Source organism: Kribbella hippodromi (genome assembly GCF_039531045.1).
GTDB lineage: Bacteria > Actinomycetota > Actinomycetes > Propionibacteriales > Kribbellaceae > Kribbella > Kribbella hippodromi.
Genome location: NZ_BAAAPH010000010.1, coordinates 70583 through 92468 on the forward strand (window position 1 = coordinate 70583; position 21886 = coordinate 92468).

The 21886-nt window shown below is 68.5% G+C and carries 26 protein-coding genes; 10 read left to right on the forward strand and 16 right to left on the reverse strand.

Going from position 1 to position 21886, the window contains the following annotated elements; all coding sequences use genetic code 11:
- Nucleotides 1-13 precede the first annotated feature (13 nt).
- Nucleotides 14-745, forward strand: a complete 732-nt coding sequence (locus ABD260_RS17095) for a MerR family transcriptional regulator (RefSeq protein WP_344234558.1) — start codon at nt 14-16, stop codon at nt 743-745.
- A 106-nt stretch (nt 746-851) separates the two neighbouring features.
- On the opposite strand, the gene ABD260_RS17100 is transcribed toward ABD260_RS17095, so the two are convergent.
- Genes ABD260_RS17100 through ABD260_RS17125 form a run of 6 tightly spaced genes read right to left on the reverse strand, consistent with a single transcriptional unit; the run spans nt 852 to nt 5643 of the window.
- The gene (locus ABD260_RS17100) at nt 852-1994 is read right to left on the reverse strand and encodes an acyl-CoA dehydrogenase family protein (protein WP_344234559.1); all 1143 of its coding nucleotides are present in this window, start codon (nt 1992-1994) and stop codon (nt 852-854) included.
- Nucleotides 1995-2007: 13 nt separating this feature from the next.
- Nucleotides 2008-3129 (reverse strand): CaiB/BaiF CoA transferase family protein, encoded by a 1122-nt coding sequence (locus ABD260_RS17105; RefSeq protein ID WP_344234560.1) that lies wholly within the window; start codon nt 3127-3129, stop codon nt 2008-2010.
- A 34-nt stretch (nt 3130-3163) separates the two neighbouring features.
- Entirely contained in the window at nt 3164-3553 is a 390-nt protein-coding gene (locus ABD260_RS17110) for a DUF4345 family protein (RefSeq protein ID WP_344234561.1), read from the reverse strand.
- The gene (locus ABD260_RS17115) at nt 3550-4275 is read right to left on the reverse strand and encodes an SDR family oxidoreductase (protein ID WP_344234562.1); all 726 of its coding nucleotides are present in this window, start codon (nt 4273-4275) and stop codon (nt 3550-3552) included. The genes ABD260_RS17110 and ABD260_RS17115 overlap by 4 nt, the downstream gene beginning before the upstream one ends.
- Nucleotides 4276-4291: 16 nt before the next feature.
- Complete coding sequence (locus tag ABD260_RS17120) at nt 4292-5296, reverse strand: sigma-70 family RNA polymerase sigma factor (RefSeq protein ID WP_344234563.1); 1005 nt, start codon at nt 5294-5296, stop codon at nt 4292-4294.
- A 23-nt stretch (nt 5297-5319) separates the two neighbouring features.
- Nucleotides 5320-5643: a DUF5663 domain-containing protein gene (locus tag ABD260_RS17125; protein WP_344234564.1), complete on the reverse strand. Its 324-nt coding sequence runs from the start codon at nt 5641-5643 to the stop codon at nt 5320-5322.
- A 136-nt stretch (nt 5644-5779) separates the two neighbouring features.
- Between ABD260_RS17125 and ABD260_RS17130 the strand changes: the two genes are divergently transcribed.
- The 4 genes from ABD260_RS17130 to ABD260_RS17145 are packed head-to-tail and all read left to right on the forward strand — an operon-like array spanning nt 5780 to nt 9387.
- Nucleotides 5780-8092 (forward strand): type IV secretory system conjugative DNA transfer family protein, encoded by a 2313-nt coding sequence (locus ABD260_RS17130; protein ID WP_344234565.1) that lies wholly within the window; start codon nt 5780-5782, stop codon nt 8090-8092.
- A 46-nt stretch (nt 8093-8138) separates the two neighbouring features.
- On the forward strand, nt 8139-8468 hold the full coding sequence (locus tag ABD260_RS17135; protein WP_344234566.1) for a hypothetical protein: 330 nt from the start codon (nt 8139-8141) through the stop codon (nt 8466-8468).
- A 30-nt stretch (nt 8469-8498) separates the two neighbouring features.
- Nucleotides 8499-8846, forward strand: coding sequence for a hypothetical protein (locus tag ABD260_RS17140; RefSeq protein WP_344234567.1), 348 nt, complete (start codon nt 8499-8501; stop codon nt 8844-8846).
- Nucleotides 8847-8850: 4 nt separating this feature from the next.
- A complete protein-coding gene (locus ABD260_RS17145; protein ID WP_344234568.1) occupies nt 8851-9387 on the forward strand; it encodes a hypothetical protein in 537 nt (178 codons plus the stop codon).
- Nucleotides 9388-9391: 4 nt separating this feature from the next.
- On the opposite strand, the gene ABD260_RS17150 is transcribed toward ABD260_RS17145, so the two are convergent.
- The 4 genes from ABD260_RS17150 to ABD260_RS17165 form a co-directional block, all read right to left on the reverse strand.
- Nucleotides 9392-9649 (reverse strand): hypothetical protein, encoded by a 258-nt coding sequence (locus ABD260_RS17150; RefSeq protein WP_344234569.1) that lies wholly within the window; start codon nt 9647-9649, stop codon nt 9392-9394.
- Between the two features lie 123 nt (nt 9650-9772).
- On the reverse strand, nt 9773-10336 hold the full coding sequence (locus ABD260_RS17155) for a DinB family protein (RefSeq protein ID WP_344234570.1): 564 nt from the start codon (nt 10334-10336) through the stop codon (nt 9773-9775).
- Nucleotides 10333-11784, reverse strand: a complete 1452-nt coding sequence (locus ABD260_RS17160; protein ID WP_344234571.1) for a cobyric acid synthase — start codon at nt 11782-11784, stop codon at nt 10333-10335. Before ABD260_RS17160 ends, ABD260_RS17155 begins: the two co-directional genes overlap by 4 nt.
- Before the next feature lie 9 nt (nt 11785-11793).
- Nucleotides 11794-13308, reverse strand: a complete 1515-nt coding sequence (locus ABD260_RS17165; RefSeq protein WP_344234572.1) for an MFS transporter — start codon at nt 13306-13308, stop codon at nt 11794-11796.
- 103 nt (nt 13309-13411) lie between these two features.
- Here ABD260_RS17165 and ABD260_RS17170 point away from each other — a divergent pair, with 103 nt between their 5' ends.
- From ABD260_RS17170 to ABD260_RS17180, 3 genes are all read left to right on the forward strand, one after another.
- Nucleotides 13412-13708, forward strand: coding sequence for a GNAT family N-acetyltransferase (locus ABD260_RS17170; protein WP_344234573.1), 297 nt, complete (start codon nt 13412-13414; stop codon nt 13706-13708).
- Nucleotides 13705-14235 carry a YbaK/EbsC family protein gene (locus tag ABD260_RS17175; protein WP_344234574.1) on the forward strand — a complete coding sequence of 177 codons (531 nt, stop codon included), beginning with the start codon at nt 13705-13707 and terminating at the stop codon, nt 14233-14235. The genes ABD260_RS17170 and ABD260_RS17175 overlap by 4 nt, the downstream gene beginning before the upstream one ends.
- A 136-nt stretch (nt 14236-14371) precedes the next feature.
- Complete coding sequence (locus ABD260_RS17180; protein WP_425553351.1) at nt 14372-15256, forward strand: helix-turn-helix domain-containing protein; 885 nt, start codon at nt 14372-14374, stop codon at nt 15254-15256.
- A 2-nt stretch (nt 15257-15258) separates the two neighbouring features.
- On the opposite strand, the gene ABD260_RS17185 is transcribed toward ABD260_RS17180, so the two are convergent.
- Nucleotides 15259-15690 (reverse strand): organic hydroperoxide resistance protein, encoded by a 432-nt coding sequence (locus ABD260_RS17185; RefSeq protein WP_344234575.1) that lies wholly within the window; start codon nt 15688-15690, stop codon nt 15259-15261.
- A gap of 12 nt (nt 15691-15702) precedes the next feature.
- Nucleotides 15703-16656 (reverse strand): quinone oxidoreductase family protein, encoded by a 954-nt coding sequence (locus tag ABD260_RS17190; RefSeq protein ID WP_344234576.1) that lies wholly within the window; start codon nt 16654-16656, stop codon nt 15703-15705.
- Between the two features lie 50 nt (nt 16657-16706).
- Between ABD260_RS17190 and ABD260_RS17195 the strand changes: the two genes are divergently transcribed.
- Entirely contained in the window at nt 16707-17357 is a 651-nt protein-coding gene (locus tag ABD260_RS17195; protein ID WP_344234577.1) for a TetR/AcrR family transcriptional regulator, read from the forward strand.
- Nucleotides 17358-17367: 10 nt separating this feature from the next.
- On the opposite strand, the gene ABD260_RS17200 is transcribed toward ABD260_RS17195, so the two are convergent.
- The 4 genes from ABD260_RS17200 to ABD260_RS17215 all read right to left on the reverse strand — a co-directional run bounded on the left by ABD260_RS17200 (nt 17368) and on the right by ABD260_RS17215 (nt 21079).
- Complete coding sequence (locus ABD260_RS17200; protein WP_344234578.1) at nt 17368-18114, reverse strand: sulfite exporter TauE/SafE family protein; 747 nt, start codon at nt 18112-18114, stop codon at nt 17368-17370.
- Nucleotides 18115-18257: 143 nt separating this feature from the next.
- The gene (locus ABD260_RS17205; protein WP_344234579.1) at nt 18258-19433 is read right to left on the reverse strand and encodes an SPFH domain-containing protein; all 1176 of its coding nucleotides are present in this window, start codon (nt 19431-19433) and stop codon (nt 18258-18260) included.
- A 188-nt stretch (nt 19434-19621) separates the two neighbouring features.
- On the reverse strand, nt 19622-20146 hold the full coding sequence (locus ABD260_RS17210; RefSeq protein ID WP_344234580.1) for an NfeD family protein: 525 nt from the start codon (nt 20144-20146) through the stop codon (nt 19622-19624).
- A gap of 150 nt (nt 20147-20296) precedes the next feature.
- Entirely contained in the window at nt 20297-21079 is a 783-nt protein-coding gene (locus ABD260_RS17215) for an ABC transporter ATP-binding protein (RefSeq protein WP_344234581.1), read from the reverse strand.
- A 61-nt stretch (nt 21080-21140) separates the two neighbouring features.
- On the opposite strand from ABD260_RS17215, the gene ABD260_RS17220 reads away from it, so the two are divergent.
- Nucleotides 21141-21875 (forward strand): hypothetical protein, encoded by a 735-nt coding sequence (locus ABD260_RS17220; RefSeq protein ID WP_344234582.1) that lies wholly within the window; start codon nt 21141-21143, stop codon nt 21873-21875.
- The last annotated feature ends 11 nt before the right edge of the window (nt 21876-21886 follow it).

Genomic DNA, 21886 nt, shown 5'->3' on the forward strand with positions numbered 1-21886 from the left:
TATGATCTCCGCCATGTCGGATGCTCCGGGGGACGCGACGCTGACGGTGGACGAGTTGTCGGCGCGGGTCGGGATGACCGTGCGGACGTTGCGGTTCTACGCCGGGCGCGGGCTGATCCCGCCGCCGATCCGGCGCGGCCGGGTCGGGTACTACGGCCCGGAGCACATCGCCCGGCTCGACCTGGTCCGCGAGCTGCAGGCGCACGGCTTCACCCTGCAGGCGATCGAGGGGTACCTGGAACGCATCCCCACCGACGCCACCCCGCAGGACATCGCGCTGCACCGTACGCTGCTCACGCCCTGGATGCGCGATCTCCCCGAAACGCTGGACCGGGGGGCGCTGGTACGGCGTACCGGCCGCGACCTGACCGACGACGACATCGAGATGCTGGTCGCGCTCGGCGTGGTCGAACCGACGCCCGACGAGGACGTGTTCCAGGTCGCGACCGCACACCTGAGCCTCGGCGTCGAACTGCTCGACCTGGACCTCCCGGTCGAAGCCGTCCAGGACGCCGGCCGCATCTTCACCGAACACGGCCGCGCGATCGCCGAAGAACTCACCGAGGTCTTCCGCACCAAGGTCTGGCCGCACTACCGCGACTCCGGCGGCCCACCCGAACACATCCAGCAGCTGGTCCAGCGCTTCAAACCCGTCACCATCCAGGGCCTGGTCCTCGCCTACGAACGAGCCGTCGGCGAAACCCAACGCGACACCATCCGCCGCACCAAGAACAAACCTCGCTGACCATCGGCAGCTCGACAGTACGTATACCTCCACCACCCGAGCCCTTCAGGCGGGCGTCCCGCCCACCCAGCCGCACAGTGGGCATATACGTACTGTCGAGCTGCCGTCAGATCCCCATCGACCGGCCGACGATTTCTTTCATGATTTCGGTGGTGCCGCCGTAGATGGTTTGGATTCGGGTGTCGAGGTAGGCCTTGGCGATCGGGTACTCGGTCATGAAGCCGTAGCCGCCGTGGAGCTGGAGGCAGCGGTCGACGACCTTCTGCTGCAGTTCGGTGGTCCACCATTTCGCCATCGCGGCTTCGGCGACGGTGAGGGTGCCGGCGTTCAGTTCCTGGATGCAGCGGTCGACAAAGACGCGGGCGATCTGGATCTCGGTGGCGAGTTCGGCGAGGACGAACCGGCTGTTCTGGAAGGACCCGATCGGCCGTCCGAACGCCTTGCGGTCCTTCACGTACGCAAGCGTGTCGGCGAGCACGTTCTCGCAGGCAGCGGCCGCGACCACCGCGATGGTCAGGCGCTCCTGCGGCAACTTCTCCATCAGGTAGACGAAGCCCTTGCCCTCTTCGCCCAGCAGGTTCGCCACCGGCACCCGGACGTTGTCGAAGAACAGTTCGGCGGTGTCCTGCGCCTTCAGCCCGATCTTGTCCAGGTTCCGGCCGCGTACGAAGCCGGGCATGCCGCGCTCGACCACGATCAGCGAGATCCCCTGCGCGCCGGCGTCCGGATCGGTCTTGGCGACCACGACGACCAGATCGGCGAGGATTCCGTTCGAGATGAACGTCTTCTGCCCGTTCAGTACGTAATGGTCGCCGTCTCGCCGCGCGGTGGTCTGGATGCCCTGGAGGTCACTGCCCGCGCCGGGCTCGGTCATCGCGATCGCGGTGATCGTCTCCCCCGAACAGAACGCCGGCAGCCAGCGCGCCTTCTGCTCGTCGGTCGCGTAGTCCAGCAGGTACGCCGAGTTGATGTCGGTGTGGATCGTGAAGCCGACCCCACTCGCGCGGACCCGGGTCAGCTCCTCGATCAGTACCGTGTTGAACCGGAAGTCACGCGCGCCACCACCGCCGTACGCCTCCGGCATCATGAAACCGAGCAGGCCCGCGGCGCCGGCCGCCGTCCACAGCTCGCGCGGGACGATGCCGGCTTCCTCCCAGCCGTCGTGATGCGGGACGATCTCCTTCTCGCAGAACGCGCGGACGGACTCCCGGAAGGCGTCGTGATCGGCGTCGAAGAGCTGACGTTCCACGGGCGGATTCCTTTCAGTTCTGGACGGCTGCGCCGGACTCCAGCAGGGCGTCGAGGTCGGTGATTCCCCAGTCGGCCAAGGCCTCCCGGGTGTGCTCGCCCGGTCGCGCCGGCGGCCGGTCCAGGCTCGTCGGCGTACGGTCGAACCGCGGCGCGGGCGCGGCCTGCCGGACGCCGTGATGCTCCACAAAGGTGCCGCGGGCAACGAGATGTGGATGCTCGGCGGCAAGTGGAAGCACCGGTGCGACACAGGCGTCGGAGCCGTCGAAAAGGGCGGTCCACTCGGCCTGCGTACGCTGCCGGAACGTCTCGGTCAACGTCTTCCGCAGCTCCGGCCAGCGCGCCGGGTCGTTGCGATCGGGCAAGTCGATTCCGAGCTTCTCCACCAGCTCGGCGTAGAACTGCGGCTCGAGCGCGCCGACCGCGACATGCTTGCCGTCGGCCGTTTCGTACACGTCGTAGAACGGCGCGCCCGTGTCCAGCAAGTTCATCCCGCGCTCCTGGCGCCACGAACCGGCCGCGAGCGCGCCGAGCAGCATCGTGGTCAAGTGCGCTGAGCCATCCACGATCGCCGCATCCACGACCTGTCCGCGCCCGCTGCGTTGCGCCTCGTGCAGCGCGGCCAGTACGCCGATGACCAGGTAGAGCGATCCGCCCGCGAAATCGCCGAGCAGGTTCGCCGGTACTTGCGGTGGGCCGCCCGCGCGACCGATCAGATGCAGCGCGCCGGAGATCGCGAGGTAGTCGATGTCGTGCCCGGCCGATTGCGCGAGTGGGCCGTCCTGGCCCCAGCCGGTCATCCGCCCGTAGATCAGGCGCGGGTTCACCGCGTGACAGTCCTCCGGACCCAGGCCGAGCCGCTCCGCGACGCCCGGCCGGAAGCCCTCGACGAGCACGTCGGCCTGTGCGACCAAGCGGCGTACGACGTCCACCGCCGCCGGCTGTTTCAGGTCCAGCGCGACGCTCCGGCGGCCGCGGTTCAGCAGATCCAGCTCGTGCGGACCGAGCGAGATGTTGCCGCCGGGCCGGTCGATCCGCAGCACCTCGGCACCGAGCTCGGCCAGCATCATGCAGGCGAACGGCGCCGGACCGATCCCGGCCAGCTCGACCACCTTCACGCCCTCGAGTGGACCCATGGCGGCTATTGTGACAGTCCTACTGTCACAGTCGTCAAGTGAGCCTGCGGACGCCGGCCAGCGCGGTCAGCGGGACGAGCACCATCAGGGTCAGCACGATCGCCAGGGCGATCGACCATCCCTTTTGGTCGCTTTCGAGGTGGCCGAGGTGGAAGAACAGGTGCGGTCCGGCGTACGCGAGGAACGCGATCAGCGCCACCGCGGTCAGGTACCGGTCCAGGCGGATCGCCGCAGCCAGCAGGACGATGCCCAGGCCGAGGCTCGCGCCACCGAAGTCGCGGAACAGGTGTTCGCTGTACGGCGGTGTCCAGTCGACCGTCGGTACGTGGTCGTAGAACGTCCGCGGCACGATCGTCAGCCAGAGGCCGAGGACCAGTTCGAGTACGCCGAAGATCACCAGGACGGCTCGCGTGTACGCCCTCATCGGAGGTACTCCTCGAACGTGATGCGGCCGTACGCCGGGCCTTCGACCGTCGCGTTGCCGGCCGCGTACGCGCGGAAGATGCGGCCTGGTAGGCGGAGTGGGACCACTGGTCGGCGGACTTCCCGGGCTTGTTTCCAGAGTCGGGCGAAGTCGGGTACGGCGCGGCGCTCGGGGCCGCCGATGTCCGCGACGCGGCCGTTTGCCGGCGGGGCGTCGACGAGCTCGGCGAGGCGGACCGCTACGTCCTCGACGGCGATCGGCTGCAGCTGAACGGCCGGGGCGAGCACGATCGGCAGGAAGCGCTGCACGGTCAGCACTTTGTCGAGCAGGTCGTGGAACTGGGTTGCGCGCAGGATGGTGTACGGGACTCCGGACTCGGCGACCAGGCGCTCGGACTCGAGTTTGGCGCGGTAGTAGCCGAGCGGAACCTGGTCGATGCCGGCGATCGACATCAAGATGAGATGGCGTACGCGGGGCGCCGCCGCGAGCAGGTTCTTTGTTTGCTGGATGTCCTTGGCGCCTTGGCTGGTCGCGAGGTGGACGATCACCTCCACACCCTCCACCGCCGCCACCACCCCAGCACCGGTGCTGAGATCCGCGACGAGGTGATCAGGTCCGGGGTTGCGGCTGAGGATGCGGAGCTGGTGGCCGGTGGTCTGGAGTTTGGTGACGGTGGGCCGGCCGAGGGTGCCGGTGCCGCCGGTGACGAGGATGGAGGTCATCTGGTGTCCTTTCGGTTCAGGAGCTCAGATCCGGTAGCCCTCCGATCTGTGACAGCTGCGCCGCGGCGAAGGTGAGTTTGTCCGGGTTCATCGCGAGCCGCAGGCCGGTGATCTGCTCGTCCTCGATGCTGATGAAGCAGATCGCGACAACCCCGTCGGCGCCGGCGGCAACCAGTACCGGCTCGCCGTTGGCCTCCGCAAAGTACGGCTCGATCCCGGCGCCGAACCGCTCCAGCACACCGATCAAGTACCGCGCGACCCGCTCCCGCCCGAAGACCGGGTTCCGCGCCGCGATCACCTTCCCACCACCATCAGCCCGCGACACCACGTCCGCCGCCAGCAGCTCCTCCAACCGCTCGACCTCCCCCAACCGAGCAGCCGCCAAAAACCCCTCCACCAACTTCCGCCACCGAACACGATCGACCACCCGCCGCCCCGCGCCTCCCGCCCGCTCCGCCGGCCGCCGACCCTCCCCCAACCCTCGCACGACCGCCTGCCCCGCCTGCTCGGACGACTGCCCCGCCACCCCCTCCAGGTGTTCAGCTGTCAGGCGCTTCCTCGCTCGTGACACCAGCTGTCGTGCGTTCGCCTCCGACGTACCGATCAGCTCCGCGACCTCGCGGTGCCCGTACTCGAACGCCTCCCGCAGCACGTACGCCGCCCGCTCAGCCGGCGTCAGCCTCTCCAGCAGCACCAACAACGCGAACGACACAGACTCCCGCTCCGCCACGATTTCCAACGGCCCGAGCGCATCGAACTCCACCCGCCCGGTCAGCACCGGCTCCGGCAGCCACTCCCCCACATAAACCTCACGCCGAGCCCGCGCAGACGTCAGCCGCTTGATCGAAAGATTCGTCACCACCCTGGCCAGGTACGCCCCCGGGTCCCGCACCGCCCCCCGATCAACCTCCGCCCACCGAACCCAAGCGTCCTGCAAAACCTCCTCAGCCTCCGAGGCAGCCCCAGTCATCCGATAAGCAATCCCGAACAACCGCCCCCGCACCCGCTCGAACTCATCCACAGCCCCAGTCTCACCCAGCCGGTCTACGAACCGGCGTCCGGCTCCGCCGCGAGGATGGCCGCGGCTGAACCGGTGATCTCAGCCTTCAGATCCGCGAACACCGCATTCACCGCCTCGCGATAGTCCGGGCAGGTCGCCTCCAGCCAAGCGAGCGTGGCCTCCTCGTCACCGGCCTCCATCAGCTCCTCGAACTCGGCCACCGACGCGTCGGACAGGGTCGACATCAGCAGTTCGCCGACGCGGAGCTCCAGGGTGGAGTACATGTGCTCCAGCAGCGCCTTCTTGCTTTCCGGGTCGAGCGCGCCGAGCCCGAGCTCAGCTAGCAGGTTCGTGTCCAGTTTCAGCATCCGCGGCCTCCCGAGCGAGCTCTACTGCCTCGCAGTGTCGGAGCCGGGCCGCACGCCGACAAGCGTCGTCATGGATGCGCGCGCGGAAGCATGAGATTGATTGCGATCCGCCGGTACGGTGGGCGAACCTCGCGACATGAAGCCATTCTGGGCGCTGCAAATCATCTCCCACCAGGGGTCGATGACACGTCAGTCGCTGTCCAACCAGTTGCTGCTTCTCAAGGCATTGGCGAATCTGCCTCGAGGAGTCGCGCTGACCTGGCGGCTGGAAGCTGTACCGCACGACAAGCCGTCGTCGGTGGGTGCGCGGATGTCGTTGATCTGCTCGGCTCCGGACGACCTGGAGCTGCCGCCGGCTTCGCTGCTCGAGCTGGAGAACATCGCGAGTGTAGCGCTCGCGGCCGGGTACAGCCTGTCGCGGGATCGGCATCCCGCCGCCGCGACCCAGCGCTCGCGCCGGTTCCTCGTACCCGATGCCACCGCCCTCCCGGTCAAACCGGACTGGGCAGTGCTCGTCGACCTGGTACGCCACCGCGGCACGCCCATCGCCATCGACATCACCTGCACGGCCACCGGCCGCCCGGCGGAGAGCATCGCGACCAGGCCGGCGCAGCTGGGAGATCTCTCGGGGTACGACTTCGACCCCGGACTGCCCTTCCTGGCCAGCCTGCACAGCGGCGACGACAGCGTCGGGCTCAGCCTCGAACTGTCGGTGGCCGCGAGGCATCTGGTCGAGCCTGGGCTGCTGCACCTGATCGGTCACAGCGTGCTCGGTCTGCCGGTACGCATCTGTACCAGCCGGGAGGTCGCGCGCGCCATGCCTCCGGTGTACTCGCCCGAGATGGCACTCCGCGCCTGGCACGCACCCTACGGCCCGTTGCAGGGCAGGGGGATGCAGAGCGGCCCGACGACGATCCCGGCCGCGCACGACCTGTCCGACGTGGACGGCGTGACCCTCGGCACGACCAGCGTCCAAGGACCCGACTGGGACCGCGCGTCCGCTGTACGCATCTCCGAGGAGGAACGCCTCCGGCACCTGTACATCGTCGGCAAGACCGGCTCCGGCAAGACGAACCTGATGAAGCTGATCGCCGAGCAGGACATCAGGAGCGGGTACGGCGTGGCCGTGATCACCCCGCACGGAGACCTGATCGATCACCTGCTCGACACCGTCGGCGACCGGGCCGACGACGTCACGCTGCTGGACTTCGGTGATCCGGAGGCGGTACCGCTGCTCAACCCGTTGACACTCGACACCGAAGGACAGACAGAGTACGTCGAGAGCACCGCGCGCGTCGTCGATCTGTTCGCCAAGCGCACCTTCAACCAGTTCGCCGGGCCGGTGTTCGCGGACTCGGTCCGCCTGGCGCTCGAGACCACGGCGGCCCTTGTACCCAAGACCGGCGCGTATCCCACCCTTGCGGCGGCGATCGAGATCGTGAAGAGCGACAAGCTCCAGCGCTGGGCACGCACGGAGGTCATGAAGGTGCGGCCGGACCTGGGCGAGGAGTGGGAGCGGCTGTTCAACATGCGCGGGTCGGAGCTGGCCGAGACCTCGCGCTGGGTGACCGCGAAGTTCAACGACCTCGGTCCGCATTCGGCGCTGCGCGCGATCACCACCCAGCTGGCGGACAGCCCGCTGTCCATCCGCGACATCTACCGGAAGAACAAGATCCTTCTGGTACGGCTGCCCGACACGCACATGCCCGCGGCCACCGCGTCGGTACTCGGGGCGCTGATCTTCGACCGGCTGTTCCAGGAAGCGCAATTGAGCGGGCATGACGCGCGGCGCCCGTTCTACGTACACGTCGACGAGTTCCAGCGGTTCGTGACGACCGATCTCGAGGAACTGGTGGCGGAGGCACGCAAGTTCCGGCTCGGTCTCACCATCGCGCACCAGAACCTCCGCCAGCTGGAGGCGTTCTCGCTGTACGAGGGCGCGACGAGTCCGCGCCTCGCGGACGCGATCTTTTCGAACGTCGGCACGCTGATCGCCATGAAGACGGCCGGCCGGGACGTCGCCCGGTTCGCCGAAGAGCTCTCGCTGCGTGAGTCCGATGTCCGTAGCCTCGGCCGCGGCCACGCGTTCGTCCGGACCGGGCACCTGGGCGAGGACCTCACCTGCTCGATCGCGATCAGGCTCGCGACCGCGACCAGTGCGCCCGCGGTCCGTACCGCGGTCCGGGACCGGATGCTGACCGACGGCGTCTGCCGGCCGCGGACCGAACAGGATCAGGGCGCCGAGGATCTCCTGGACAGCCTGCGTGACCTCGCCACCACCCGAAAGCAGATCAAGCCCGCCGCCACCGTACCGAGTGAGCTGTTCGAGGACACCGGCCGATCGACGACCAGCACTTTCGTCGACGAGTGGAAGGCCAAACGCCGCCGGACCACAAGCCCCGAACCGCCGACCACGGTTCCGGAGCCCGACCAAGCGGAAGCCGGCTGAGCATGCCCCGGCCTCGTACCCCACCACCAACAGGAGGAACCGGCAGATGTCGATGAACACGCCCGAGACCGATGCCGTCAACTATGTCGAGGCATTGTTCCGGATCGAGAACTCGGTCTGGTCCAAGTACGAGGAGATCGCCCGCGATCTCGGCATCACCAGTAACGAAATCATCGCGTTGAGTATCACGGAGCTGCACTCGCGACTCATCAATGTGAAAGAAGGACGGCTGCTGCTGTCGATCTCGGCGGACGCGCGGTTCTACACCTCGACCCTGGAGATGCATCTGGCGGAGGCTGACCCGGTCTACGCCCGGGTGCTGAACGACTTGAACGCGCTCCCCACCGGGCAGGCCGATCACGACGATCACGAATGAGCCGCGACGACGAACGTGAGGACGTCCGCCATGTCAGACGACACCGGCCCCAAGACGCCGGAGCAGGAGGCGAAGGCCCGCGGTGAAGCCGCCCTGCGCGCCCTGCGCGCGCAGAAGCGGAAGTCCCTGCTCCGGCTCGGGCGGGACGGCACCTTCGCCACCCTGAAGAGCCTGAAGAAGCGGCCCGGTCAGGTGGTGATCCCGAAGGACGCCTACAACCGCTGGGCCGGGCACCGCGACGACGTACTCGAGCTCCCGATCTACGTCCTCGACTTCGGCTGGGCGGTGCTGGTGGTGCCGACCAGCGAGGCGGCGCGCTTCATCGACGATCTCGACCTCGACCACTCCCGGCTGCGGCCGCCACGCCATGGCCGCTGACCCCGTGGACCCTGACGTCGTCGTACCGCGGTTGGTGATCGACCGGTACGCGCTGCTGACCTTGTTGCAGGACGGCGAGTTGCGGACGTCGGACGGCGTGGAGGTGCGGGCGACGCGGGAGTACGTGGTGCCGCCCAACGAGTACGCGGCGGTGTTCAAGGCCGCGCTGGATGCACGTACCGATCACGCTGGTGCTTGTGCTGGCGACCTCCACGACATCGCTGACGTCATGCTGCAGCTCTGCCCGTGCGTCGAGGGGTGGGTGCCCGCGTTGGAGCCGTCGTTCTTGTCCACGGCGTTGCCGGTGCCGGTGCGGGTCGTGCAACCGCCGGCCGACGCGCTCGGGTGGCGGGTACGGATCCGGAGCGCGATCGAACCAATCGCCGAAGCCGAGGCGGCACTCCTGGCCGGTCTCCTGCACCTCCGCCTCCCACTCCTGGCCTGTATCCCCGGCTTGTCCCAACCCACCCTCGATTTTCTCACCGACCTACCGCTCCAAGTACTGGACATCGCCCACACCTGCCTGAACCGGGACGGTTGACCGGTCACCAGGGGAAGTTCTGGAGCCAGATCGCGACGGTGTGCCACTTGAGGGCGGCGCCGGCTGACAGGGCGGTCAGAGACAGGCCTACGACGAGCTTCCGGCGGGGCCGGCGCGGCGCGGGCTGGTCGGCGTCGGGCGGCTGAACGGCGGGGTCCACACGGCGCAGGAACGCCAGCCGCAGGGTGACGCCCAAGCCCTCCTTGGCCGCGTCCATGCTCCGCTCGTCGCGTGGGTCGTCGACCTTCTTCATCGCTCCCATGCGGCACCTTCTTCCTCGCACCAGGCGTCAAACGCGCCTTTCACTTGGTACGAGGATCATCGCCACGCCAGTCAGGTGTCGATTCGCGTCATGTCCGGCCAGGCACCAGTCATGCGGGCGCCGCTACCGGTCGAGGAAGGGCTCGGCTGCGTGTTGGATGGTTGTGTAGTAGTCGGTCCAGCCTGCCGCGTCCATTATGGCGGCGTCCTTTCCGCCTTGGCCGTCGATTAGTTCGCGGAGGATGTCGGCGTGGCCGGCGTGGTGGGCGGTTTCGTCTACTACGCGGACCAGGAGCGCGCCGAAGGTCGTACGCCGCTTCTCCTCCGACCAGTGTGGGACCTCGGCCGGGTGGTCCAGTTCGAGCTCGGCGATGGAGCGGTCGCTGTGGGCGCAAGCCTCGCGGTACAAGCCCGTGAGGTACTCGGTCGACTCATCCGGCTTCGCCCACATGTCGGCGCCGTCCCAGACCGACCCGTCCGCGTCCCAGGGCAGCATCTCCGCCGGCGGGCGGCCCACGCTCGTGCCGAGATACACGTACTCGACCCCGACCAGGTGCTTCACCAGCCCGAGCAGGTTCGTCCCGGACTGCACCATCGGCCGGCGGCGGTCGTACTCGCTCAGCCCGTCGAGCTTCGCGAGCAGCAGCGCCCGCGTACCTTGGAGGTAGTCCTGCAGCACGTTCTTCACGGAGCTCCTGGGGGTACGAACGGCGCAGCGGACGCACCGTGCTCGATCAACTGCATCAACGCAGCCGTGTCAGCATGTTCTTCGATCAAATCAGCCAGTCGATCCAGCCGCTGCTCGCGCAGTGCGGTGAACGACACCGTACCGTCAGGCGCCGGCTTACCGGTCAGCGCGGCCACCTCGGTCAGGAACGCGTGCCGCGCGGCATCGTCGTCCAGCAACCCGTGCCAGATCGTGCCCCACATGTTGCCGCGCCGGCACCCGCCCGGGAACTCGTCGGCCTCACCAACGACCTCGACCACGCCGTGATGGATCTCGTACGCCGTCGGCGCCGGCCGGGCCAGGGTTTTCTCCGGCCGGAACACCGTTGTCACCGGCAACAAATCCAGCCCGGGATGATCGCCACCGGTCTCCACGCCATCCGGATCGGAGACCATTGCGCCAAGCGCTTGATACCCGCCGCAGATCCCCAGCACCGGAGCACCGCGCCGGGCGCGAGCGACCAGCGCATCGGCCAGTCCGTGCGTACGCAGCCACTCCAGATCAGACACCGTCGCCCGCGAGCCGGGCAGCACGACCAGATCCGCGTCGCGCACCTCCGCCGCACTCGTGGTGAAGAACACGCTGTTGGTCGGCTCGACCGCGAGCGCATCCAGGTCGGTGAAGTTGCTGATCCGCGGGAACCGCACCACCGCGATCGTCAGCAGGTCGGTCGGCGCGGTCCGGCGCACCGGGATGTCGAGCGCGTCCTCGGAGTCGAGCCAGAGATCGGGCAACCAGGGCAGTACGCCGTACGTCGGCCGCCCCGTAACCGTACCGAGCATGTCGATCCCGGGCTGCAGCAACGACACATCGCCACGGAACTTGTTCACGAGGAATCCGCTGATCAGCGCCTGATCCGCGGCGTCGAGCAGCGCGACGGTACCGAACATCGACGCGAACACTCCGCCACGATCGATGTCACCGACCACCACGACCGGCGCGCGGGTGTGCTGCGCGAGCCCCATGTTCACGTAGTCGGACTGCCGCAGGTTGATCTCGGCCGGACTGCCCGCGCCTTCGCTGATCACCACGTCGTACCTGGACGCGAGATCGTCGTACGCCGCGAACGCCGCCTTCGCCAACTCCGCGCGCTCGGTCAGGAACCCCCGCGCGGACAACTCGCCCCACGGCTGCCCCATCAGCACGACATGGCTGCGCCGATCGCTACCCGGTTTGAGCAGCACCGGATTCATCGCGGCCTCAGGTTCGGCACCCGCGGCCACCGCCTGGATCCACTGCGCCCGCCCGATCTCGGTACCGTCCGCGCAGACCATCGAGTTGTTCGACATGTTCTGCGCCTTGTACGGCGCCACCCGTACGCCCTGCCGCGCCAGCCACCGGCACAACCCCGTGACGACGGTCGTCTTCCCGGCATCCGACGTCGTACCGGCAATCAGCAGCGAACCCACGCAGTCATCTTAGAGATCCGTACGGGGTAGGCGCGGCGTCGGACCCTGGAAGCGGGTGGCGCCGGTCTTCGCCGACAGCGGCTTCGCGATGTTCTCCAGGGACTTGCCTTCGGCGTCCACACCGAACACCCAGGCGATGATTCCGCCGGCCAGCATGACGCCCGCGCCGACGATGTACCCGACGGTCAGCGGACCGCGCGCCGGGTTGGGGCCGGTGCCGATCAGCGACGCGAACAGGAACGGCGCGATCACGCCGCCGGTCAGCTGGGAGATCGCGAAGAAGAACGAGATCGCCTGGCCGCGCAGCTCGATCGGGAAGATCTCGCTCACCGTCAGGTACGCCGACGACGCGCCGGCCGAGGCGAAGAAGAACACCACGCACCAGAGCCCGGTCAGCGACGCGGCGTTCAGGGTGCCGGCGTTGAAGAGCAGTGCCGTGACGAACAGTACGACGGCGGACAGGGTGTACGTACCGAGAATCATCTTCCGCCGCCCGATCGTGTCGAACAGATGGCCGAGCAGCAACGGGCCGGCCAGGTTGCCGATCGCGAACGGGAAGAAGTACAGCGCGACGCTGGAGTCGTTCAGGCCGAAGTACGACTTCAGCACCAGCGCGTACGTGAAGAAGATCGCGTTGTACAGGAACGCCTGCGTGACCATCATCGAGAAGCCGAGGAACGAGCGGCTGCGGTAGTCGCGGAGCATCACCCGGGCGATCTCGCGGTACGTCACCGGTGGGTAGTCGACCAGCTCGATCGCCTCGTCGTCGCGGACCTCGCGCAGCTCGCCGCCCTGCGCGCGGACCCGCGCTTCGATGTCGTCGACGGTCCGCTCCGCCTCCTCGACCCGCCCGTGCGTCATCAGCCAGCGCGGGCTCTCCGGGATGTGCCGGCGCAAGTAGATGATGAACAGCCCCATCACCGGGCCGATCAGGAAGCACAGCCGCCAGCCCCACTCGATCGGGACGATGTCCTTGTTCAGGAACACCAGGCCGACCGCGGAGCCGATCAGCGCACCGCCCCAGTACGTACCGTTGACGCCGATGTCGACGCGGCCGCGGTACCGGGACGGGATCAGCTCGTCGATCGCGGAGTTGATCGCCGCGTACTCACCACCGATGCCCATCCCGGCGATGAACCGGAAGAACAGCAGCGAACCGAGGTTCCAGGACAGACCGGCCGCGCCGGACGCGATCAAGTACACGAGCAGCGTGACGATGAACAGGCTGCGCCGCCCGAGCCGGTCGGTCAGGCGGCCGAACAGCAGCGCGCCGACCACCTCGCCGCCCAGGTACACCGAGGCCATCAGACCGACCTCGGAGGTGGTCAGATGCAGCGTCTCCGGCTCTTTCAGCACGTTCCCGACCAGGGAGACGAGCTGGATCTCCAGGCCGTCCAGAATCCAGGAGACGCCCAGGCCGACGACGATCATCCAGTGGAAGCGGGTCCATGGCAGCCGGTCCATCCGGGCCGGCACCAGACTCGGTATCGCTTTGCCGTGCTCCAACGCATGCTCGCTGCTCATCTGTGCTCCTCCCGCTGACCCGCTCCGGTGGAAAAACCCATCAGCCGGTACCCCGGTTGTGACGGTGCCAAAACTGTCCGTCATGGTGGCTACAGTTGCGGGCATGGAGAACGAGATCACCGTGGTGGACGCCAAGGAGCGCAGCCGGTACGAAGCGCAGGACGCCGACGGCCGGCTGATGGGCTTTGTCGACTACCACCTGCACCCGGGCCTGATCACCTTCGTGCACGCCGAGACGCTGCCCGAGTTCCGCGGCCGGGGCGTGGCCGGACGGATCGCGACCAAGTCCCTCGACGACGCGCGGGCGCTCGGTCTTCAGGTGAAGCCGGCCTGCCCGTTCTACCAGAGCTTCCTCGCGGAGCACACCGAGTACGCCGACCTGGTGAAGGACGCGCGGTGACGGCGCCGGTGCTGGGCAAGCCCGAGTGGAAGCCGGCGGCCGACGTACCGGAGCTGCTGGCCGCGCCGGTGCGGGACGCGCTCGGCGACCTCGCGGCGTACGCGACCCCGATCGACGCGGAGCTGGCCGACACGGCAGCGTTCTGCGCGGAGTACGACGTGCCGATGGCCGCCTCGGCGAACTGTGTGATCGTGCTCGGCAAGCGGGCCGGCGAGGAGTCGTACGCGGCCGTGATGGTGCTGGCGACCGACCGGGCCGACGTGAACGGCGTGATCCGCAAGCACCTCGGCGTCCGGAAGATCTCCTTCACCGCGCAGGACGACGCGGTCGGGCGGACCGGGATGGAGTACGGCGGGATCACCCCGATCGGCCTGCCGGCGGACTGGCCGGTGCTGGTCGACGAGGCGGTCGTGGCGGCCGGCCCGGTGGTGATCGGCAGCGGCATCCGCGGCTCGAAACTGCTGATCGACGGCGCCGACCTGGCGAAGTTGCCAACCGCAACGGTCCTCGACCTCGCCCAGCACTGACGATCGTCCACCGGGACGCTCGCTTCCTCGTCAAACAGTTGAGTAAGATCACCAGGCGGAGTGCCGATCGCCGGATTGTCGTGGACAGGCGGTAGCATCGCGGGCTGAAATGGGTACGTGACCGGGTGCGGGTCGAATGAGTGAGCAGGTGACGGTGAGCGGCGGTGGTGGCGACGGAGGGCCGACCGCGCTCCGGATCATGCTCGGTGGGCAGCTGCGGCGGATGCGTGAAGCCGCCGGGATCAGTCGTGCCGACGCGGGCTGGCAGATCCGCGCCTCGGAGTCGAAGGTCAGCCGGATGGAGCTCGGCCGGGTCGGCTTCAAGGAACGTGACGTCAGCGACCTGCTCGAGCTGTACGGGATGGACGACGAGGACGAGTCCGCCCGGCTGATGGAGCTGGCCCGGGCCGCGAACAACCCGGGCTGGTGGTCCAGGTACGGCGACGTGATGCCGACCTGGTTCGCGAACTACGTCGGCCTCGAGGTCGCCGCATCGCTGATCCGGACGTACGAGGTGATGTTCGTCCCCGGCCTGCTGCAGACCGAGGAGTACGCCCGCGCCGTCGTGCAGCACGGCAAGTCGTTCCTGCCGCACAAGGAGGTCGACCAGCGGGTGGAGCTGCGGGTGACCCGGCAGCAGATCCTCACCCGGCCGAACCCGGCGCGGCTCTGGGTCGTCATCGACGAGTCCGTACTGCACCGGCCGGTCGGCGGCGCGGCCGTGATGCGGTCGCAGATCGAGCACCTGATGATGTGGGCCGAGCAGCCGAACATCAGCCTGCAGGTGATGCCGTTCAGCAGCGTCGGTTACCCCGGCGCCGGCGGTGCGTTCAGCCTGCTCCGGTTCGCCGACGGCGACCTGCCGGACATCGTGTACATCGAGCACGCGGCCAGCGCGCTGTACCTGGACAAGCTCGAAGAAGTCGACGAGTACGTCGCGATCATGGAAGGGCTGACGATCGCGGCCACCCCGGTGTCGCAGACCGAGAGCCTCCTGAAAGAGGCCCTCGGCCGGCTGTAGTTTCAGGCCACCTTGAGGTCCACGGCGATGTTGCCGCGGGTCGCGTTCGAGTACGGGCAGACCTCGTGCGCCGCAGCGACGAGCTGCTCCGCGACCGCACGCTCCAGACCGGGCAGGCTCACCACCAGGGCGACCTGCAGGCCGTACCCGGCGCCGCCGTTGATCGGGCCGATCCCGACCTCGGCGGTGACCGTCGACGCGTCGACATCCTGGCGGGCCTTGCGGGCCACCACCTTCAGCGCACTGTGGAAGCAGGCCGCGTACCCGGCCGCGAACAACTGCTCTGGGTTCGTACCGTTGCCGGTGCCACCCATCTCCGCAGGCGGCGCGACCACGACATCGAGCTTGCCGTCGTCAGTGGCGACCTTCCCGTCCCGGCCGCCGTCAGCGGTGGCGCGAGCGGTGTAAAGAACCTTCTCGACAGCGATTGTCATAACAAGTTTCTCCTAGCGAGTGGGATCGAGCAGGAGCTTGCCCACCGTACGGCGGGCGCGCATGTCCTCGTGGGCGGTCGCGACCTCGGACAGGCCGTACTCGCCGCCGACGATCGCCCGGAGCTTGCCGGCCGCGGTCAGGTCGAACAGCTCGGCAAGCGGGCCGCCGAGCAGCCGCGGGTCCCGGAAGCAGTCGGCCAGCCAGAAGCCGGCGATGGTCTTGGAGCCCTTCATCAACCGGCTCGAGTCAATCGGCGCGGCGGACTGCCGGGATGCGGCGCCGAAGGTGACCAGGCGGCCGAAGCGACCCAGCGCGGCGAACGACTCGTCGAACGTCGGTCCACCGACCATCTCCAGCACGATGTCGACCGGTTTGCCTTCGTTCGCCTCGAGAACGCGGTCCTTCAGCCCTTCCGGCGTACCGTCGATGGCCGCGTCGGCGCCCAGCTCGAGCACCTGCTGGCGCTTCTCCTCGGTCGACGCGGTCGCGATCACACGGCCGGCGCCCCAGAGCTTGGCGAGCTGGACCGCGAGCGAGCCGACTCCCCCGGCCCCCGCATGCACCAGGACGGACTCGCCCGGCTGCAGGTGGGTGGAGGTCTTCAGCAAGTGCCACGCCGTGGTTCCTTGCAAGACCAGAGCCAGCGCCTGACCGTCGGTGACGCCCGCCGGGACCTCCCACGCGTACGCCGCCTGTGCGACCGCCTTTTCGGCGTAGCCGCCTGAACCGACAAGGGCGACCACGCGCCGGTCATCAGCCGTACGCCCGACGACCTCGCCGCCGGGGATCAGCGGCAGCTGGGTGGCGGAGAGATAGCTGTTTTCGACCTGGTGCGTGTCCGCGTAGTTGATGCCCGCGCGGTCGACCGCGATCAGGACCTGCCCGTCGCCGGCCACCGGCTCCGGGACGTCGCTGACCTTGAGGACCTCGGGCCCGCCGAATTCGGTGATCTGAATGGCTCGCATACACCGTACTATACACTGTACGTTAGAGAGATCGAAGGGAGCTGGGTCACATGGCGCGGACGCCGCGGAACACCTTGAGCGCCGACCTGATCGTGCGGACGGCGCTGGAGCTGATGGAGGCGAAGGGCGCCGACGCGTTCAGCCTGCGCGGGGTCGCGGCCGAGCTCGGGGTCGGCCCGATGGCGCTCTACACGTACTTCCGGAACAAGGACGACCTGTACGACGCGGTCCGGAACCACTTGATGTCGCTGCTGCCGCCCGTACCGACCGGGGTGCCGTGGCCCGACCAGGTGCGGGCGGTGTGCCGGTCGCTACGGCTGCTGATGCTGCAGCATCCTTGCCTGGTGCAACTACTCGGCGGCCGGCCCTTGAGCGGGCACGAGACGGCGCGGGTCGCCGAAGGACTCCTCGGCGTACTGCGGGCAGCCGGCTTCGATGCCGAGGCAGCCGCCCGGACGCACACGACCTTGTTCACGTACGTGCTCGGGTCGACATCGTGGGAGATCCAGATGGCCGCCGAGCGGCGCGATCCGGAGGCGTGGCGGCGGCTGCGGGTGTCGATCGAGTCGCTGTCGGCGCGCGAGTTCCCGGCGGTGGTCGAGCTGGCACCGGAGCTGGCGCGGACGACCGGTGGCGACGAGCAGTTCGACTACGGGCTGGATCTTTTGCTGGCCGGGCTGCAGGTCAGCAGCCGGTCCTGACCGCCGGCGGTCAGAACAGCATCGTGACGATCGCGAGGATGCCGATACAGACGATCAGCGCCCGGAGCGCGACAGGCGGCAGGCGCCGGCCGTAGCGGGCGCCGATGAAACCGCCGATGGTCGAGCCGACCGCGATCAGGACGGCGGCGAGCCAGTCGATCTCGTGCACGATCACGAACAGGATCGCCGCGACCGTGTTCACGACGGTGGCCAGGACGTTCTTCAGGCCGTTCATGCGCTGCAGGTTGGAGTCCAGGCCGAGGCCGAGGATCGCCATCAGCAATACGCCCTGGGCGGCGCCGAAGTACCCGCCGTACACACCGGTGGCGAAGACCGCGGGGATCACCCACCAGGCGCCGCGATGCTGATGCGACGGCGCGCTGACCCAGCGCTTCAGCCACGGCTGGAAGGCGACCAGGAGGCAGCCGAGCAGGATCAGGACCGGGACGACGGCATGGAACGCGGAGTCCGGGAGGGTGAGCAGCAGCACTCCCCCGACGATGCCGCCGGCGAGTGAGGCCGGGACGAGCCGGATCATCCGGCCGCGCTGCCCTTCGAGCTCGCGGCGATAGCCGATCGCGCCGGCCGCCGTACCCGGGGCGAGGCCGACGGTGTTGCTGACGTTGGCGAGCACGGGCGGTACGCCGACGGCGAGCAGCGCCGGGAAGGTGAGCAGGGTGCCTGATCCCACCACGGCGTTGATCGTCCCCGCACCCATCCCCGCCACCAGGATGAACGCCGCCTCGAACCATGTCATCGCTGACCGACTCTACGCACCGAATCTCCCACCCGCAGAACTGTCCGACCGCTGAACAGCACAACGCCCTCCCGGACCAATCTCCGGGAGGGCGAACACCACCAACCCACCACCCGCGCCGGTTCAGCGCTGTTGTGGTGCGGTCAGCGCTGGGGTGGGGAGGTGGAGGGGGGCTCGGGGGCCGGGGGCTCCTGTGCCGGGGCTGGGATGCTCGGGGTGGTCGGCGGAACGCCGGCGCGGTTGTTGCCGACGGCGGCGGATTCGGCGGCGGCGATTGCCTCGCGGACCGCGTTGTCGGCCTCCGCGACCGCGGCACCGCCCGCGCCCTCGCCGGCAGCGGCCGCGTCGAGCTCCGGCACCTCGCCGTCGCTCAGCTCCGGCGCCTTCCAGTCACCCTGCGCCTGCTGCGTGATCCCGGCCACCTGACCGACCGCGCTGCCCAGGCCCTTCAGCGCGTCACCGATCTCACTCGGCACGATCCACAGCTTGTTCGCGTCACCCTGGGCGATCGACGGCAGCATCTGCAGGTACTGGTACGCGAGCAGACCCTGGTCCGGCTTCCCGGCGTGAATCGCGTTGAACACCGTGGTGATCGCCTGCGCCTCACCCTGCGCCTTCAGGATCCGCGCCTGCCGCTCGGCCTCGGCGCGCAGAATGCGCGACTGCTTGTCACCTTCAGCGGTGAGGATCGCGGACTGCTTCTGACCCTCGGCAGACAGAACGGCCGACTGCCGCATACCTTCCGCGGTCAGGATCGCGGCGCGCTTGTCCCGGTCGGCGCGCATCTGCTTCTCCATCGAGTCCTGGATCGACGGCGGCGGGTCGATCGACCGCAGCTCGACCCGGTTCACCCGGATGCCCCACTTGCCGGTCGCCTCGTCCAGTACGTACCGGAGCTTCTCGTTGATCTCTTCACGCGAAGTCAGCGTCTGCTCCAGGTCCATGCCACCGATGATGTTCCGCAGCGTGGTCATGGTCAGCTGCTCGATCGCCTGGATGTAGTTGGAGATCTCGTACGTCGCGCGGACCGGGTCGTTCACCTGGAAGTAGATGACCGAGTCGATCGACACCATCAGGTTGTCTTCGGTGATGACGCCCTGCGGCGGGAACGCGACCACCTGCTCGCGCATGTCGATGGTGTAGCGGACCTTGTCGACGAACGGGGTCAACAGGTTCAGGCCCGGCTGCAAACCGGTCTTGAACTTGCCGAACCGCTCGACGATCCCGACGGTCTGCTGCTGCACCACCCGGACGGACTTGATCAGCGTGACGATCACCAGTAAGGCGACCAGCGCCAGCACTATGAGGAACGCGGTCACTTCGACCCTCCACTCGGCATAACCCGCAAGACACGGACAGTCTTTCCTATCGACGGTCCATCCACCGCACCGGTTCCCAGCGCGCCAGATACCGATCCCGCAACTACTCCGCTCTCACCTCGACCCTACTGCGCCCCCGCGACCAGACAACGCTCACGTTTGCGGTGAGTCCGGGGCCGGGGCGGCGGTCAGGCTTGGGGTGGGTCGGTGGGGTTCGGTTGCTGGGGGTCGGTGTTTTCGAGTTGGCGGTCGAGCGGTTCGGCGACCGGGTACACGACCGCGGTCGCGCCGTCGATCGACATCACCTCGACGCGGGTACCCGGCGCGATCGTCGACACGTCGTCGTACGGGCGGGCCGTCCACAACTCACCGCCGAGCCGGATCGAACCGCCGCCGTCCGGGTGAATCTCCTTCACCACGGTGCCGGACCGCCCGATGACATGCGCGGAACCGGTCTTCAGCTCCTGCCCGTGATGGATCTTCCGGACGATCATCGGCCGGATCGCGGCCAGCATCGCGCCGGCCGTCAGCAGTCCGACCACGATCTGCAGCCAGAGCAGCCCCGGGAAGAACGCCGCCACCCCGGCCGCGGTCAGCGCCCCGGCGGCCAGCATCAGCAGCGTGAAGTCGAGCGAAGCAAGCTCCGCCAGCCCGAGCGCGGCGGCAACAATCAGCCACCCGGCCCACAAGTTCTCCCGCAGCCAGTCCATCATCACCCAAGCCTATCCACCCCAAGCCCATCCCGCCCCACCCCGCCGCGTACACCACATCAGTGGATATCCACCCGTGTGGTGGGTTCTCCACTGGTGTAACGGTGGAGAACCCACCACAGGAGTGGATAACCACCTTTGTGGACGAGTGGGTCAGAAGGCTCGGGCGGTGTAGCGGGAGTCGTGGTGGTGGAGGGTCAGGGCCAGGTCGAAGGTTTCGCTGAGGGTTTCGGCGGTCAGGGACTCGTCGATGGGGCCGGCGGCTACCACGCGGCCTTGTTTGAGCAGGAGGGCGTGGGTGAAACCGGGTGGGATTTCCTCGACGTGGTGGGTGACCAGGACCATCGCGGGGGCGCCGACGGCGGTGGCGATCGAGCTGAGGGAGCGGACCAGTTGTTCGCGGCCGGTCAGGTCGAGGCCGGCGGCGGGCTCGTCCATCAGCATCAGTTCGGGGTCGGTCATCAGCGCGCGGGCGATCTGTACGCGCTTCCGCTCCCCCTCGGACAGCGTCCCGAACGTACGGTCCGCCAAATGCGCGATCCCCAGCTCCGAAAGCAACGCGGTCGCGCGCTCATGGTCCAGCTCGTCGTACTCCTCGATCCACCGGCCGAGCACCGCGTACGAGGCGGAGACCACCACGTCGGACACGCGCTCGCTCTTCGGCAGCCGGTCCGCGAGTGCGGCGCTGGTGAGTCCGATCCGGGGGCGCAGCTCGAACACGTCGACGGTGCCGAGCACGTCACCGAGCAGGCCCGCGACGCCGGCGGTCGGATGCATTTGCGCGGCCAAAATCTGCAGCAGCGTGGTTTTGCCGGCGCCGTTCGGGCCGATCACCACCCATCGGTCGGCCTCGTCGATGGTCCAGTCGATCCCGTCGAGCAGACGCGCGTCCCCACGTACGACCGACACCCCGGCCAGCTCCACCACTGCAGTCATGCACAAAACCTAAGGGGTCGCCGTTGGCACCCGGAAGTTGGGTGGTGCGAGACTTGCGGGCGTGCTGACGACCTCCGCCTGCGTCCGGTTCACGGTCTGGACGAACGCGATGCTGACCGGCGCCTGCGACCCGGACACCGCCGCCCACAAGATCCTCGGCGACGATGTCGGTCACCACGTCGCCGGACTGGCCGGTCATCCCGAGCCGGCCACGCTGCCGGTGGCGCTGAACCTGCTGCGCGCCGCGGGGACGACGCAAGCGCACCTCGCGCTGCCCGTGCCTGGCGATCCGATCGGCTTGGCCGGTCCGCCGCCGTTCAACGAGGCCGCGCTGGAGACGGGCGAGGCGGTCGTGCTGACCGGGCCGGAGATCGGGTTGATCCCGGCGTACGTGGGGCCGGCGGTGCAGTGGTCCGTACTGCCCGCCGCCAGCCCACTGCCCGCGGACTTCGGCGAGGCGGATCGTGCTTTGCGGCTGGCGCTGATCGATGCGGCCGAGTCGCTGGCCGCGCTGGATGTGGCGCGGTGGAAGCCGGAGGTCGCGGACGCGTTGATCGACATCCGGAAGATCGGCCGGGGCAGTGGTGACGAGCTGGCTCCTGGGTACGAACCGCGCGCGGTGAAGGCGGCGGCGACCGCGCGGCGGTGTCTGGCGATTGCCGACGCGGCGCTCGAGGACGACGGCGCCGCGGTCACCGGCGCCGAGGCGGACGCCCGCCGCCGGGCGCTGCTCGACCTCGCCGCCGCGGCCCGCCGCGCCCTCGTCGCCGCCTGCGCCCCGCCCGTACCCGCCTGAGCCCCAAACCG

What these genes read in the sequence shown, in the direction of transcription:
- ABD260_RS17135 (WP_344234566.1), top strand. Translation starts at nt 8,139, where the DNA reads ATGTCGATGAACACGCCCGAGACCGATGCCGTCAACTATGTCGAGGCA.
- ABD260_RS17185 (WP_344234575.1), bottom strand. Translation starts at nt 15,690, where the DNA reads ATGACAATCGCTGTCGAGAAGGTTCTTTACACCGCTCGCGCCACCGCT.
- ABD260_RS17095 (WP_344234558.1), top strand. Translation starts at nt 14, where the DNA reads ATGTCGGATGCTCCGGGGGACGCGACGCTGACGGTGGACGAGTTGTCG.
- ABD260_RS17165 (WP_344234572.1), bottom strand. Translation starts at nt 13,308, where the DNA reads ATGAGCAGCGAGCATGCGTTGGAGCACGGCAAAGCGATACCGAGTCTG.
- ABD260_RS17200 (WP_344234578.1), bottom strand. Translation starts at nt 18,114, where the DNA reads ATGACATGGTTCGAGGCGGCGTTCATCCTGGTGGCGGGGATGGGTGCG.
- ABD260_RS17195 (WP_344234577.1), top strand. Translation starts at nt 16,707, where the DNA reads ATGGCGCGGACGCCGCGGAACACCTTGAGCGCCGACCTGATCGTGCGG.
- ABD260_RS17110 (WP_344234561.1), bottom strand. Translation starts at nt 3,553, where the DNA reads ATGAGGGCGTACACGCGAGCCGTCCTGGTGATCTTCGGCGTACTCGAA.
- ABD260_RS17190 (WP_344234576.1), bottom strand. Translation starts at nt 16,656, where the DNA reads ATGCGAGCCATTCAGATCACCGAATTCGGCGGGCCCGAGGTCCTCAAG.
- ABD260_RS17215 (WP_344234581.1), bottom strand. Translation starts at nt 21,079, where the DNA reads ATGACTGCAGTGGTGGAGCTGGCCGGGGTGTCGGTCGTACGTGGGGAC.
- ABD260_RS17180 (WP_425553351.1), top strand. Translation starts at nt 14,372, where the DNA reads ATGAGTGAGCAGGTGACGGTGAGCGGCGGTGGTGGCGACGGAGGGCCG.
- ABD260_RS17150 (WP_344234569.1), bottom strand. Translation starts at nt 9,649, where the DNA reads ATGGGAGCGATGAAGAAGGTCGACGACCCACGCGACGAGCGGAGCATG.
- ABD260_RS17140 (WP_344234567.1), top strand. Translation starts at nt 8,499, where the DNA reads ATGTCAGACGACACCGGCCCCAAGACGCCGGAGCAGGAGGCGAAGGCC.
- ABD260_RS17105 (WP_344234560.1), bottom strand. Translation starts at nt 3,129, where the DNA reads ATGGGTCCACTCGAGGGCGTGAAGGTGGTCGAGCTGGCCGGGATCGGT.
- ABD260_RS17210 (WP_344234580.1), bottom strand. Translation starts at nt 20,146, where the DNA reads ATGATGGACTGGCTGCGGGAGAACTTGTGGGCCGGGTGGCTGATTGTT.
- ABD260_RS17115 (WP_344234562.1), bottom strand. Translation starts at nt 4,275, where the DNA reads ATGACCTCCATCCTCGTCACCGGCGGCACCGGCACCCTCGGCCGGCCC.
- ABD260_RS17130 (WP_344234565.1), top strand. Translation starts at nt 5,780, where the DNA reads ATGAAGCCATTCTGGGCGCTGCAAATCATCTCCCACCAGGGGTCGATG.
- ABD260_RS17125 (WP_344234564.1), bottom strand. Translation starts at nt 5,643, where the DNA reads ATGCTGAAACTGGACACGAACCTGCTAGCTGAGCTCGGGCTCGGCGCG.
- ABD260_RS17170 (WP_344234573.1), top strand. Translation starts at nt 13,412, where the DNA reads ATGGAGAACGAGATCACCGTGGTGGACGCCAAGGAGCGCAGCCGGTAC.